14 protein-coding genes and 1 tRNA gene are annotated in these 12,990 nt (G+C 65.3%); 6 read left to right on the plus strand and 9 right to left on the minus strand.

Annotated elements, in window-relative coordinates; genetic code table 11:
* Positions 1 to 63 precede the first annotated feature (63 nt).
* The gene (locus tag AAF430_12285; protein MEM7411007.1) at positions 64 to 351 is read right to left on the minus strand and encodes a hypothetical protein; all 288 of its coding nucleotides are present in this window, start codon (positions 349 to 351) and stop codon (positions 64 to 66) included.
* A gap of 126 nt (positions 352 to 477) precedes the next feature.
* Here AAF430_12285 and AAF430_12290 point away from each other — a divergent pair, with 126 nt between their 5' ends.
* On the plus strand, positions 478 to 981 hold the full coding sequence (locus AAF430_12290) for a thermonuclease family protein (GenBank protein ID MEM7411008.1): 504 nt from the start codon (positions 478 to 480) through the stop codon (positions 979 to 981).
* 40 nt (positions 982 to 1,021) lie between these two features.
* On the opposite strand, the gene AAF430_12295 is transcribed toward AAF430_12290, so the two are convergent.
* The gene (locus tag AAF430_12295) at positions 1,022 to 2,533 is read right to left on the minus strand and encodes a carboxylesterase family protein (GenBank protein MEM7411009.1); all 1,512 of its coding nucleotides are present in this window, start codon (positions 2,531 to 2,533) and stop codon (positions 1,022 to 1,024) included.
* A 136-nt stretch (positions 2,534 to 2,669) separates the two neighbouring features.
* On the opposite strand from AAF430_12295, the gene AAF430_12300 reads away from it, so the two are divergent.
* Positions 2,670 to 3,083, plus strand: a complete 414-nt coding sequence (locus AAF430_12300) for a hypothetical protein (GenBank protein ID MEM7411010.1) — start codon at positions 2,670 to 2,672, stop codon at positions 3,081 to 3,083.
* 114 nt (positions 3,084 to 3,197) lie between these two features.
* Positions 3,198 to 3,656, plus strand: a complete 459-nt coding sequence (locus tag AAF430_12305; GenBank protein MEM7411011.1) for a Csp1 family four helix bundle copper storage protein — start codon at positions 3,198 to 3,200, stop codon at positions 3,654 to 3,656.
* A gap of 63 nt (positions 3,657 to 3,719) precedes the next feature.
* Here AAF430_12305 and AAF430_12310 read toward each other — a convergent pair whose 3' ends face one another.
* Positions 3,720 to 5,195, minus strand: coding sequence for a hypothetical protein (locus AAF430_12310; GenBank protein ID MEM7411012.1), 1,476 nt, complete (start codon positions 5,193 to 5,195; stop codon positions 3,720 to 3,722).
* A 489-nt stretch (positions 5,196 to 5,684) separates the two neighbouring features.
* On the opposite strand from AAF430_12310, the gene AAF430_12315 reads away from it, so the two are divergent.
* The gene (locus AAF430_12315) at positions 5,685 to 7,088 is read left to right on the plus strand and encodes a hypothetical protein (GenBank protein MEM7411013.1); all 1,404 of its coding nucleotides are present in this window, start codon (positions 5,685 to 5,687) and stop codon (positions 7,086 to 7,088) included.
* A gap of 30 nt (positions 7,089 to 7,118) precedes the next feature.
* Complete coding sequence (locus AAF430_12320; protein ID MEM7411014.1) at positions 7,119 to 8,228, plus strand: HEAT repeat domain-containing protein; 1,110 nt, start codon at positions 7,119 to 7,121, stop codon at positions 8,226 to 8,228.
* A gap of 234 nt (positions 8,229 to 8,462) precedes the next feature.
* Here the strand turns inward: AAF430_12320 and AAF430_12325 are convergent, their stop codons facing one another.
* Complete coding sequence (locus tag AAF430_12325; protein MEM7411015.1) at positions 8,463 to 9,074, minus strand: hypothetical protein; 612 nt, start codon at positions 9,072 to 9,074, stop codon at positions 8,463 to 8,465.
* 492 nt (positions 9,075 to 9,566) lie between these two features.
* On the opposite strand from AAF430_12325, the gene AAF430_12330 reads away from it, so the two are divergent.
* Complete coding sequence (locus AAF430_12330; GenBank protein ID MEM7411016.1) at positions 9,567 to 10,013, plus strand: hypothetical protein; 447 nt, start codon at positions 9,567 to 9,569, stop codon at positions 10,011 to 10,013.
* 605 nt (positions 10,014 to 10,618) lie between these two features.
* Here the strand turns inward: AAF430_12330 and AAF430_12335 are convergent.
* The 5 genes from AAF430_12335 to AAF430_12355 form a co-directional block, all read right to left on the minus strand.
* Positions 10,619 to 11,086 carry a hypothetical protein gene (locus AAF430_12335; protein MEM7411017.1) on the minus strand — a complete coding sequence of 156 codons (468 nt, stop codon included), beginning with the start codon at positions 11,084 to 11,086 and terminating at the stop codon, positions 10,619 to 10,621.
* A 108-nt stretch (positions 11,087 to 11,194) separates the two neighbouring features.
* The gene (locus AAF430_12340; GenBank protein ID MEM7411018.1) at positions 11,195 to 11,437 is read right to left on the minus strand and encodes a hypothetical protein; all 243 of its coding nucleotides are present in this window, start codon (positions 11,435 to 11,437) and stop codon (positions 11,195 to 11,197) included.
* Positions 11,438 to 11,526: 89 nt separating this feature from the next.
* Positions 11,527 to 11,679, minus strand: a complete 153-nt coding sequence (locus AAF430_12345) for a hypothetical protein (GenBank protein ID MEM7411019.1) — start codon at positions 11,677 to 11,679, stop codon at positions 11,527 to 11,529.
* A gap of 311 nt (positions 11,680 to 11,990) precedes the next feature.
* A complete protein-coding gene (locus AAF430_12350; GenBank protein MEM7411020.1) occupies positions 11,991 to 12,617 on the minus strand; it encodes a PEP-CTERM sorting domain-containing protein in 627 nt (208 codons plus the stop codon).
* Between the two features lie 235 nt (positions 12,618 to 12,852).
* A tRNA-Pro gene (locus AAF430_12355) sits at positions 12,853 to 12,930 on the minus strand.
* Positions 12,931 to 12,990: the final 60 nt, after the last annotated feature.

Consider the following 12,990-nt stretch of genomic DNA (forward strand, 5'->3'; position numbering starts at 1 on the left):
AGAAAAGATTTCTTCATATCGACGGCGACCACGGGCGGTGCCTATCACCAAGGCGGCGTTAGCCTATCTGCCTTGGTGAAGATCAAGCTTCTTCCTGATCAGAAAATCGATTTGGGTGCTGGGCCCCGTGGTTCCGAGCGCGTGGAACAACGTCTCGTCGTAGCTGAAGCTTGCCTTCGCTGCGGACCCGACAATGTCCCCGGCCTCGATCACCCCTTCGACGGTAATCGTGAACGTCTCGCCGGGAGACACGATCGATGCGCTCGAGTAGATCGTGAGGCTCGCCGCGCCCGCTTGTAACGAGGCGAGGAGCACGGCCTGGATCGCCAGGAGCGGAAGACGGTTCGGCATTGGCGCGAATGCTAGAACTGCGTTTGGCACCTGAGCAAGGCGCAAGCCCGATTGCCCAGCCAGGGCGGGGGCAAACACCAACAATCGCGCCGATCATCGGCCCCGAATCTGCGCCACACTCCGCGCGTGCGCGCCGCCCCCTCTCGCCGTTGGCCCTGGTTCGTGTTCGTGGCACTCGTACTCGGAATCGTTTCCGGGCGCTGGACCGCCGAGCAACCCGGCCTGCTTCCCGGCGAAGCGACCGTCCCGAGCGACGCCGTGGGCCCCTGCCAGGTGAAGCAGGTGATCGACGGCGACACGATCGACGTCCAGTGCCCGGGCCAGAAACGCGAGCGCATCCGGATGCTGCGCATCGACACCCCCGAGCGTGAAGAGCCCGGCTATGCCGAAGCCCGCAGCGCCCTGCGCTCGATGCTGCGCGGCCAGGACGTCCACCTCGTCTACGAACGCCCGGGCGAACCCGCCCGCGGCGGCCACGGGCGCGTGCTCGCCTACGTCTACGTCGGCGATACCAACGTCAACGTCGAGATCGTGCGCCAGGGCCACAGCCACTTCGACACCCGCTGGGGCGAAGGCCGCTTCGCTCGTGACTTCGAGGGTGCCGAACGCGCCCAGACGGTTCCGCGTTAGTCGGCGCGCGCAGGGAACGCGCGGCTCCCGAACCGAACGCTCAGCCCAGGCGCGGCATCCAGAAGCCCGACTCCGCAGAGAAGGGAGCGGACACGATCCGGGATTCGGCGTTGAATTCGATGGTGCGGCGCTTCCCGGTGTCGTAGGCCGACCATTCCGGGAGCCGCGCGTGCCCCGGGTTCCCGCTGCGAGCGAACGCGATCCAGGCCTCCTGCATCCGGCTCGACAGACTTCGGGCGCCGCGCGTCACGCCCAGGGTGCCCCGCAAGGTGCGCGCCCGGAGCGTTCCGAAGACGAACGGAAGCTCGAGGCCGTGGCACGCCCCCATGAAGCGCCCGACGACGGGCGGCCGCCACGAAAAGAGATAGCGCCACACGGGCACGCCGAGCTCGGCGAGACCATCGGCGGCGCGCTGGGCCGGATGGTGGAACACGCGATCGCCCTGCGTGCGCTCCCAGACGCGTCCGGCCTCGGGGCCGTGTCCCAGGCCGCGGTAGAACTCGATGGCGCCCTGCGCATCTTCGACGCTGCCCAGCTGCCGCTGGAGGCGCCGCACCAGGCCGTCGTCGTCGAGGTTGCGGCCCGCGCGATCCGCCAGCATGAAGAGCCGCCACTCGTCGCGGTTGCTGCCGACCAGCGTGGGAACCCGCGCCACCTCGCCGGCTTCGAGCGCCGCGAGTGCCGTCTTCGGAAGGAGTTCGCCGTCGACGCTCGGCTGCCAGGGCAAGAGCGTGACCGCTTGGCGCAGCATGGCCTCCCGCTGCTGACGGACCAGCCGCGACACGGGCACCTCGCGCAGTGCGCCGGGATCGGTGGGGTCGACTCCAAGGGTGTCGAGCAGCGACTCGGCCACCCGCGAGGACTGCGCCTCGGTCGACACGTTGTGGAGGGCTCCGCTCTGGAGCACGGCGCGGTGGAAGAGGCCGTTCGCCCGGGGCGTGGCCAGCAGCGTCCCGACGCTCATGCCTCCCGCCGACTCACCGAAGATCGTGACGTTGTCGGGATCGCCGCCGAAGCCCGCGATGTTCTCGCGCACCCATTCGAGCGCCCGGATCTGGTCGCGTAGGCCGAGATTGGATTCGAAGCCGAGCGCGCGCAGCTCGGGATGATTCAAGAAACCCAGAACGCCGAGCCGGTAGTTGATGGTGACCACCACGACGTCACCGCGTTTCGCGAGCCGTCGGCCGTCGTAGAGCCCGCCCGAACCGGCTCCCATCGTGAAGGCGCCGCCGTGGATCCAGACCAGCACCGGGCGGCGACCGCTGTCCGGCGCCGGGGTCCAGACGTTGAGTGTCAGGCAATCCTGGGACTGGCGATCCTCAGGCACCCCGATCATCCGGCGCACCAGCACCACCTGGGCGGCCGACTGGGGGGCCGCGTGCCCGAACCGCACCGCCTCGCGCACGCCCGCCCAAGGCGCCGCCGGCTCGGGAGCGCGGAAGCGGAGCTTGCCGGTGGGCGGCGCCGCGTAGGGAACCCCACGGAACACCGTCGCCCCAGAAAGGGATTCCCCCTGCAGCTTACCGCTCGAGATCTCGACCACGTTGGGCACGCCGAAACCATAGCCGCCCGTTGCATCAGGCCCGGCAACCCGCCGGCAAGTCCCGCGCGCCCGCCCCGTGCGCTCGCTCCCAGGTGCCAGAAACGACTCGTCGGCCTCGGGGAACCTCATCGGCTACCCTGCCAACGTGAGTCGGCGAAGACGGCGTTTCGGGACGAGAGCCCGCGTCCTGCTGATCGGCGCAGCGGTACTGCTGGGTGCCGACTGCCCGCACCACGGCAGCGTCTGGGATCTCACCGGCAGCGTCGGGGAAGCCGCGACCGCAGCGGCCGAGCCGGCGATGGCGTCGTGCCACGGCGCGCCCGCCGATGCCGCGCCGAGCGAGGCCGATGCCCCCCTCGCCATCGACTGCGAATGCCCGAGCTGCGGCTTCGAGGGCAGCGTCGTCTCGATCGCGCTCGGCGCACTGCCGTCGGCCCCAATAGCTCTCGCGGCGCTGCCCGACGTGCGGCCCAGCCGCAGCGAGCCGCGCCCGACCGGCGTGTGGGCGCCCCCGCCCTATCCAGGGTTCTTCGAGCACACGATCGTTCTGCTGGGTTGATCCGACCTTTCGCGGGCTCAACCGCCCGCGAGCTGGATCCCATCAACCACGAACCGGCAGATGCGCACGCCCCGAGGCGGGCCGTGCGCGCCGGTTTCCGAGAGGAACGATTCCATGGAACGAAGAGACTTTCTGATCGGGGCGACCACGAGCGTCGCCGCCATGGCCATGGCGAAGGCATCGCTGGCCGACATGCATGCCCACGACCACGGTGCGGCCATGACCGCCGACCCGCGCGTGGACGCGCTCCGCGAGTCGACGCTCGCCTGCCAGGAGGCCGCAGCGGACTGCGTGCGGCACTGCATCGCGAGCCTCGGGGCGGGCGACAAGTCGCTCGCCGCTTGCATGGAGAGTGTGCTCCGCATGCAGGCCATCACCGGGGCCATGCACGACGTGGCGGCCAGTGAGGCGAAGCCCAGCGAGCGCGCGCAGGAGCTGGCCGCCGTGTGCGCGGGCTTCTGCAAGGACTGCGCGGCCGAGTGCGAGCCGCACGCGGAGAAGCATGCCGCCTGCAAGGCGTGCCTGGACGCATGCCTCGCCTGCGTCGAGGCCTGCGAGGCCTACGCCGCCTGACCCTGCCCAGAACGAGCCCCCGGGAGCATGTGCTCTCGGGGGCTCTTCGGGATCGCGGGCGCTCTACGGGCAGACGCTCGAAGAGACGTACTTCGCGGTCAGCTTCTCGGTAGCTCCCGAGGTGTCGATCGCGAGTTCCCATTCGTCTGCATCGTCCGGGACCCATTCGGCATGCGTCGACGTCGCGCCCCAGCTGCCAGCTTCGGGCTCCAGGTGGTTCTGGAGGTTCCCGGAGATGATCAGCTGGTCGGCTTCGATCAGCGTCAGTACCTGATCGCAGGTCGGTCGGACCGGGTCTCCCAACACCACGCCGGTCTGGACCCCGTTGGCGAGGTCGATGTCGATCACGACGTCGAGGCGAATCACCACGGCGTCGGTCACGACGATCGGCGTGATCATGGGCGTCGTGTCGTTCACGATGAACGTCAGTCGCGACTCGTCCTCGATGATGAGGTCATCCCCCACATCGACGGTTCCGCCACCGATCACGAGGCTGCCGCGGCTCTTGTAGGAGCCGACCTTCAGATCGTCTCCGATGTCGAGGTTGCCGCCCGTGATCGTGAAGACCCCGTAGCTGCCGGGTCGGAACCCGACGTTCAGGCTCTTGATGTCGACATCGCCACCGGACTGGAGCGCAGCGCCGACGCCGTAGGTGCCGATCTTCACCGCGCCTTCGAAGTTCGAGGTGTCGCTCGTATCCTCGAGGGCCTCGAACACGGCATCGCCTCGGACGGTGAGCATCCCGAAGGAGCCGGTTCCGCGCGCGAGGTCCATGTTCTCGGCCTTGAAGGTCCCGCCCGACTGCAGGATCGCGCCGAAACCCGGGTTGTACTGACCGTCGTCGGTGAGCCCGCGGCCTGCGGAGGTGTACCCAGGCGAGGACCCAGTCGAATCCACCGTGCCGCCGGACATGTCGAAGATGCCCGTGCCCTGCCCGCCCACGGTGATCCCGAGCGCGTTGATGGTCCCAGCGCTGAGGTTGTACTTCCCGAGCGTGGCCTCGCCCGCGTAGCCGAGCGTGATGCTGGTGCAGTTCGTGACCGTGCCGCCGGACTGGTTGACCGTGCCGCGCGCACCGCGCGTCCCGACTCGGATATAGGGGAGATTCGAGCACGAGCCGGCGTCGTACCCGGTGAGCGTCCCGCCGGTCATGTTCAGGACGCCATAGCGCCCGTCGGGGTCTCCGTGCGGATCGGCCGCGGGAATCGTGTCGAAGGTGTCGAGCCAACCGCCGACGTAGAGCCGGTAGTGCACGGCGCTCACCGACGAATCGATCAACGCCGTCGGATCGAAGCCAGTCGTGACATCCGGATTCAGCGCGTCGTGATCACTCGTGGTGATGTAGACGTCATCGGTCTGAGGAGGAACCCCTTGGGCATGGTTGTCGTCCCTCCAGTTGTCACTGGTGCTCCAGAGCTCGTCGGTGGGTCCGTCGAACCACCACCAGGTGGGCGTGGCGTTGGCTTGCCACGCGAAGATCAAGACGATCGAGAAAACCGGAACGATCGAGAGAACGAGGAGTGTTCGAGAGGTCGACATCTGTCCCTCCAGCCAAAGGCCGTTGAGTGCGTTGTCGTGGAACCCGCCCGAATCGCGCCCAGCAAACAACGCCGGACACGCGTCGCGCGGTGACTGCAATCACACGCATCGTTGTCGCCTTTGACGCAGCGATTCGGTGTGTCGAATTGCGACAGAGATCACTCGCAACCGTTCGCAACGGACCAGAGGCGTGGGGACGCGGCAGACCGCGGCTCACTTCATCCACGGACCGATTACCGCAAGCATCGTTGACGCGGGCGGGTTGCTGCGCAGTCTTCTCGAACACGAATCCCCGATCCCGCTTCGACGACATCCGTTATCTTTCGCCGCGGTGCAACGGCTTTAGACGAGAACAGCCCCCCAGACCTATCGTTGTTGGGTCGAAATCCCCAGCTGTCGGTTCAGATTCAGACTGAGCCGCAAAAGCGGTTCCGGGACGCCTCCGTATTTGAGTGCGCGGTAGACCTGGCGTGCCGCAAGGAGCGAACGATGAACTTGCGATCACAAGCCACCCCCTTGGCTCTGCTCTTCGTCCCGGTTCTCGGCGCGCCCACGGCCTCTGCAGTGCCTCAGACCAATCTTTGCCCGACACCTTCCTCAGCGGGTGAGGCGATCACCGACTGTTCCGCGACCGAGACTGTCTACGTTCTGGATGCTGACACCCTTCAAGGCGGTCAACTCGATGTCTGGATCGATCAAGACGTCCAGTGGCCAGGTATTTGCGGGGCTACCCACGAGATCGAGTACACGGCGAGTTGCCTGGCGCCACTTCAGCTCGAGAATCTTCAAGAGGGCGGAACGCACCCGACTTCTACGAGCTGGATAGACATCGTTGAGTGGAATGCGTTCCTCCCGGGCCACCCAGCAGGAGCAAATCTCACCTACGCGGCCTGGCCGGACCCGGAGGGGAATTGTCCGGCATGCGACTACCGAGGCGCCTTCGGAGTCTCGTATGACCTCCCCCACCTGTTCTTTCCGCCGCAGGCGCCCTTCCCTGATGGCTCGCCCGAGCTGCAGATGAGTTTCTCCGCATCCGATCCGTCTCCGGGCGAGGCCTGCATGGTCAAGCTTGGGCGAACTTGGACGGGACAGGTTTTTGCGAATCCGCTCCCTTCCGATCCAAGCAACGTCTCTTGCTTTCCTCACCCTGGATTGAGCCCGTCTCACCACACGGAAGTCGACTCCGTGGGCAGTGCGATCGCACTCACGGAGATCTTCGATATCAAGTACGCGAGCTTCATCCCGACAGACAGCATTCCTTCTCCGGGGCCCGTTCCGGGCGGGTTCTGCTTCCCCGAACCAGATATTCCGATCCCGACGCTGCTGCGCTTCGGTGGAGATAGTCGAGGATTCGACCCCGACCCCGCAGCGCCGGCGCGGCTCACCGCGTTGGTGAGCTTGGTCCCGGACGAGTGGGTGTCCGAGATGGCGAATTCGCCGGTGAACGCGACTGGAGTAGTGGCAGGCAGTGAGAAGATCTTCGCTGGCGCTACCAAGACCTTCGCTCCGCCCGCATACGCAGACGGCGTGATCAATGCGAGCGATGAAGACGCCACCTTGAACGACTGCTACCTGCTGCACGAGAGAGACACGTACGAGGTCAAAGAGGCCATCTCGCCTTCGCGGATCGAGCCAGATCGCGTCGCCGTGGTGTTTCAAGGCTCTGCGGACAATCCGCTCGTGTCAGTGGCCTGCGCCATTGACTGGGACATCTATCTCGCGATCGATAGCTCCGGGGCGTGGGATCTCGCCGCCATCGTCGACGCCTTTCCGTCGCACGAGCTCTACGTGAATGGAACTCCAGTTCTCGAGATCCAAGCGAGCGATTTTGGCGTCGTCGAGCTTTGCAACCCCTTCAGCAAGAGAGTCATCACGACGTCGGGGAACCTCTGAGTCCGCAAGAATGGAGGGCGAACCATGAGTATGAAGCGTGCCGCGATGCTACTGGCAGGTTTCGCGATTCTCACGAGTCCGAGTGCCTCTCTCGGCCAATCGCTCGAGTCCCTTGTCCTGGATATCCAGAGCACCGATGACGCGGTCAGACTGCCGTCGGGGAATACGCTCTTTGGCCGTCTGGCAGCGGAGTACGCGCAGATCGTCCCGCTGCTTGTCCCCCTTGCCTCCAGCTCAGTCGAGCAGACCCGATACGACGTGACGATGTTGATACTGGGTGGCGCGATCATGTCCGAATCCAACCAGGCTGTCGCCGCCCAGAATCAAGCGACGCTCATCCAGCTCGCGTCGGATTCCAGCGAGAGAGTATCGGTTGCGGCCATCGAGACGCTGTCCCTGCTTCCTGACGGAACGCCAGCCACACTGTCGGCTGCGCTCGTCGGATTGTCGTCCAACGAGGCCCCGAAGCTTGCGGAAGTCGCGGTCCTGGCACTCGGGCGACGACAGAGTGCAACGATCGCAGAGGTGGGTGCACTGGTGGTCGCGCTTGCTTCGGCGCCCGACAGTCGAGTGAGATCGAGGGCCGCGTATTCGCTCGGCGAGCTCCGAATCCCCGATGGTGGCGTGGTGGACGCACTGATCGACGCCCTCGCCGATGCAGACGCTTCTGTCAGAGGTCGCGCGGTGTCGGCGTTGGTGAAGCTGGGCTGGTACGCAATGGGCGCAGTTCCGGCGCTTCAGGTGTCGGCGTCCACGGACGCCGACGAATCAGTGCGGAGCACGGCGTCGTTGGCAGTGACCACACTGCAGTCGCTCGACACGGATGGGGACGGGATGGTCGACCTAGCCGACAACTGCGCCCTCACGCCGAACGCTGCCCCGGATGACTGCGACTCGGACGGAGACGGCTACGGGAACGCGTGCGACGCTGATTTCAACGGGGATTTCCTGGAGACCGGTGGTGATTTGGGGCCGTTCATCACCGCGATCGGAAACAACGAGATAGCGGCGGACCACAACTGCGACGGCCTCGTGTCCGGAGGCGACATCGCGCCGTTCATCGCGGAGCTCCAAGACGCCGACCAGGAGCCGGGTCCGTCCGGCCTGGCTTGCGCGGGCACAAGCGGATGCACGCCGTAGCGGAACCGGGAGGCGCGTTCCCGGGGCAACGTCTCCGCTGCAGGACGAAACGAGGGGCTGGTTCCATCGCGAGCTTGCGCGAGAAGCGATTCTGCTTCGAATTGGTCGGGCCGGGGAGATTCGAACTCCCGACAGCCTGTCAGCTGACCCGGGGGCCTTGTGTTGGAAGGTCGCCCCGAAAAACGGCGCTCGTTCCCAAGTTCATATCCCGAGTCTCAGTCGGGGCTGGATCAATCAGAGCGTCTCCGAGAGCCTCACTGGCGCCGACACTGATACCTCTCCACGCTGGGTGGCTACCACTTGGACCCTCCACCGTGCTCCCATCGCGTCTGTGAACCCAAGCGCGGCCGGACGTCCAGCCATAATTCTGACCTTGATGGTCTTGCCAGATTCAATGACGGGAGACTCGGGAAGCTCGAATACCCGACGCTCACATTCGGGGTTGAGCGCACGACCGCCCTTGTTGACAAGCTGTACCTCCACGATGCCGTTGAACCCGAGGTTCTCACTCCCGGGTACGACCTCAAACACTGCGCGGTCTTGTCCGATCTCCCTTGCAAGCCTGGCACTATCCAAATCCACTAGCCGAGTTGTGGCCTCCACCTGAGCCTTCAACTCGTCCGCCTGGAGCCTCAACGCCTCCGTGTTCTGCCGCAGCTCCTTCTGCTGCTGCCAGAAGGTCAGCATCACCCAGAAGATGGCGACGGGGGCCATGGTGCCGGCCAGGAAGTCACCGACGGCGTTGGGTTCCATGTCCCGAAGCTTGCCTGGTCCCCACCAAGCCAGGGCCCCGTGGACGACCACGACCACGTAGGCCAGCGTTGCCCAGATGGCCTTGTTCCACATGCCCCGAGGGTACACCCGGTGGGTGCGCCTTGCGGATGATCATGATTCAGCGACCTAGGGACGGGGTGGGCTGCTCGTAGGAGACGTGGCTTCCCGGTCAGCTGCAACGCCTAGTGGATCCTCGGAAGACATGTCGAGCCGTGGGTCGAGTGGATCGAGGAGCTTCCATCCGTCGGGATAGATCCGGTCCAGACCCTCGCGCGTCTCGCGCAGCTCCTCTGGGCTCATGGCCGGAAAGCAGAACCCACCTGCCTCCGAATGCCCAGGGATCACAAGGTCGCGCCTACGCTTGCCTTCAGGACAAGGTACGCAGCCAGCCTGGCCCTTCACAAAATCGTAGGAGAAGTACTCGTAGGGCGTGCACCCGCGCTCGACGGCGACCATCCGTACAGGCTCAGTCCCTGGCGAGCATGAGCAAACGAGTGTGGCTACTAGTGCAAGCTCAGCGCGAGTCATAGGCGTCGGCGTCGGTCATCAACAGGTGTAGACCCCGTGCGACCCCGGAGTGTTCCACGCCGCCTGCCCACGAATCGCCTCCCGCAGCGCCAGCAACCGCCACCACCGAATCCGAGCATCAACGCTGCGTCGGTTTCGGGCAACTCAACCACCAGGAAATGCCCCAACATCCTGGCTATTGGCGGCGGCTTTGTCGCGGTGCTTCTGGACCCAGAACTCAACAGTTCACCGGTGGTAGCCATGACTCTCGGTGTTCTGGTCGTCGCACTCGGAGGCATCGGCTACAGCGCCACCGTCGCCACGGAGAAGGCAATCAACAAGCACATCGCTCGCGCTCGATTCACGCGGCAGCAGATTGAGACCGTCGAGGCCGCGGCAGCCGCTGGCGGCAAGTTCGAACCAGTAGCTCGCTACTATCTCGCATTGCACTGCCTGGTCATGGTCTTCGGCGTTCTCGTGATTGTGTGGTCGGTCGTCAGTTAGGGCGTCGCTTAACAGGGCGATGCAAAAGCTGCCGACCGAGGTTGCTAGACGGCGGTGCCAGCGACTATGCCCCGCGCTGAGCTTACGCTAGTGGCCGCCTTCGTCTGCTCATGCGCGCCAGAGGCTGAGCCTGTGCGGGTGGTCGCCGTAGCGCGCGGGTGCACGCCGTGCGAGCACGTCTCCTACGATTCTGTGGATCATCCGAACCACGCCTTCCCGGTCCACGCCGGCTGCGTACCGTGTCGCGAAGGAACTAGCAGGCGCGACATTGCGGTCCCGGGGTTCCCGAACGCGCATGGCGTCTGCTTTCCGGAATCCGCGAGCCCAGACGAGTTGCGCGAGGTTACGGACCGCATTTACACGGATGGCTGGAAGCTCCTCGACCCACTCGACGCACGGCTGGACATGTCTTCCGAGGATCCACCAGGCGTTGGACCTCACGGCGCCTGAACCGCATTCCGCAACGCTCCGTTGAGCGTCGGCAGCCCCGCGCCTCCCAGGTACGCCTCGAACACAGGCCCCGGTACGTCCGCCAGCTTCTGCCAGCGCGAGGACTGATGCTTGTTCACACCCTCCGGCAAATTCTGGCATGCGGTTCCAGCGGGTCAGTGGTTGAGCCGTTCCTGCGCAGCGGCCCGCATACGCTCGCGTTCGCGGGCGGCAGAGTATGCCCATCGGGCGAGCAAGAGAGGAAAAGCTGTAACCGGGAGCGCGAACCAAGCCGAATTGATCACGACGAATACGAACAGTGCGAGCGATCCAAGGGCGAATACGCCGCCTACGATGTACCAGGTGGTTGGTGTGATGGCCGCAGGGTCGTCGCGCCTCCGGGGGAACAGCATCTGGACGGCCAGGTAGGCGAACGGGAATCCAATGGCAAGAAGCACCAAGAGGACCGGGATCGCTCCCTGGGCGGGGCCGGGCCGAGTGACCAGGGCGTAGACGACAACTCCTGCCAGATAGAGGAAGCTCGCGCCAACTGCGCCACACGCCAAACCGACACCAATCGTGACGGATCTGGGCGCGCTGACATCACCGCCGGACGATTGGTTGGGATGGGGCGGTTGCTCCATAAGGCCCTAGATCGGGCAGACACGGGCCGGGCTGGAGCCTCTCGTTCAGTAGCGCAAAGCGCAACGACGCCAGCCCGTGTGTCGGGCTCCGTTGCGGGGCCAGAGGCACTACCTCAGGCACTCTATCGTTGCGACGTACTCAGCGATCTGAGCGTCGGTTGGGTACTGCCGGAACGAAACGACCTCGCGCTGGCGACCGGACTTACCCTCGAACTCAACCAAGATGTCAAACTCTTCCAGGTCAACATCGTGATTGACGCCCCCGATCTCTGCGGAGTAGACGTTCTGGCAAGCCTCGAACGCACGGATGGCACGGTTCGGGTAGCGCCAGTAGCCGACCGTGAGGCCCACATTGGGATACGGAAAGCACTGGAAGAAGAGGAGTGCGACCGCGCAAGATGCGAAGAGTGCTACCCGAGCCACTTGTCTTCCTCGACTGCCTAGTTCTGGCTCCTTGCCTGGATCAGTTCCGCGGCCCTCTCGACCAGCGGCGCCAAGATGTCCTCGTCAGTACAGCGCCCGGGCCAAGCGATGCGCCCACGGGCGTCAACCACGGCCACCAGCTCCCGCACATCGGTGATCTCGATCGTCACCAGTCGAGTGTGGCCACACGGGCTCTCGCCTCTCGATCTCCCGAACCTGACCTGGACCGCGACGTTGGCGCCGCTCAGATCGCGTGACACGGAGATACCTGCCGCTTCAAACAGCTCCGAAATCAGCCCCTCGTACAGCGACGGGTATACGTGGAAGGCTAGATGGACGACGGGTGGCCCATCCAGCTGGAGGGCTTTCAGAACTGTGACACGCGGCCCGGATGACGTGGCGTGCGTGGCGCAGGCTGCCAAAGCCGCGCAGCAAAGGGCGACGGCAGCCACCAAGCACGAGCGACGGCTATCACCATCGCTCACGCGCCAGCGCGCCCCCGCAGTTTCCGGAGCGCAAGAACTCCCAGTCCTGCAGCCAAGAGAAGCGCGGTGGAAGGTTCCGGGACCGCGCGCACGAGGAAGTGCCCGAAATCGCGTTGCGCTTCGTCAGAAAACCGCTGGCGAACCGAGACCGCAAAGATGCCTAGGTCATTGGATTCCGGGACGTACCGTTGGGCAGTCACCCGATCACCGACGAGCGCGAGGCCGACTGTCTTGCCCGATGGCCCCGGGGTCGGGAAGTAGCCCGCGGTGTATTCGCCGAACAGTTCGTTGGTCAGCCCGAACAGATCCAGGAACTGGTCGACTTCGTCCAGAAGCGGCTCAAAGAACAGGATTCCCACAGGCTCGGGACAAGGTGAGGGAACGGCCAAGTTGCGTTCGAAGAGGCCACACACTTCCGAGGCAGATGCGTAGCGCCATCCTCCAGGTATCCAACCTCCGGCCCCGCCGAGCACGGCGTCGGTGGACAGGTTGGTGGTCTCGGAGAGGTCTAGCCAGACCAAGCCCGACTCTTCTTCAAGAGTGCCCAGGCCATCGCCTGGCGCCAGCACGTCCACGCTGATGAGGGCTGCGTGTGACGGTGCCACCGCGAGCAGGAGAGCCACGAGTGCCCTGACGACCCCTATTCGCATGCGTGGAGCGTACATCCAATCTCAGTGTGGAGGCCGTCTCGCTCTCAGCTCAAGCCATCGCGCCCCCCGGCACGCTCGAACCACCCGTCGCCGAGGAGCGGGAGCGGCGAGATGAGGTTCGCGTGTACCTCGACCCTTGAGAGCTGCTCCAACCTGCCGCTATCACGGGTCTATCGAGACGAGCAGTCGAAGCAGAAGGGCTTCGAATTGGTCGGGCCGGGGAGATTCGAACTCCCGACCTCCTGACCCCCAGTCAGGCGCGCTAACCAGGCTGCGCTACGGCCCGAACCGAGACAGGAGGTAGCGGCTGCGCCGGGCCCTGTCGAGCGCCCGGCGGGCGGGCGGC

It is taken from the genome of Myxococcota bacterium (assembly GCA_039030075.1).
Taxonomy (GTDB): domain Bacteria; phylum Myxococcota_A; class UBA9160; order UBA9160; family SMWR01; genus JAHEJV01.

Excerpts from the sequence above, each read along its gene's own strand:
- AAF430_12285 (MEM7411007.1), bottom strand. The coding sequence starts at position 351 with ATGCCGAACCGTCTTCCGCTCCTGGCGATCCAGGCCGTGCTCCTCGCC.
- AAF430_12305 (MEM7411011.1), top strand. The coding sequence starts at position 3,198 with ATGGAACGAAGAGACTTTCTGATCGGGGCGACCACGAGCGTCGCCGCC.
- AAF430_12310 (MEM7411012.1), bottom strand. The coding sequence starts at position 5,195 with ATGTCGACCTCTCGAACACTCCTCGTTCTCTCGATCGTTCCGGTTTTC.
- AAF430_12315 (MEM7411013.1), top strand. The coding sequence starts at position 5,685 with ATGAACTTGCGATCACAAGCCACCCCCTTGGCTCTGCTCTTCGTCCCG.
- AAF430_12320 (MEM7411014.1), top strand. The coding sequence starts at position 7,119 with ATGAAGCGTGCCGCGATGCTACTGGCAGGTTTCGCGATTCTCACGAGT.
- AAF430_12325 (MEM7411015.1), bottom strand. The coding sequence starts at position 9,074 with ATGTGGAACAAGGCCATCTGGGCAACGCTGGCCTACGTGGTCGTGGTC.
- AAF430_12335 (MEM7411017.1), bottom strand. The coding sequence starts at position 11,086 with ATGGAGCAACCGCCCCATCCCAACCAATCGTCCGGCGGTGATGTCAGC.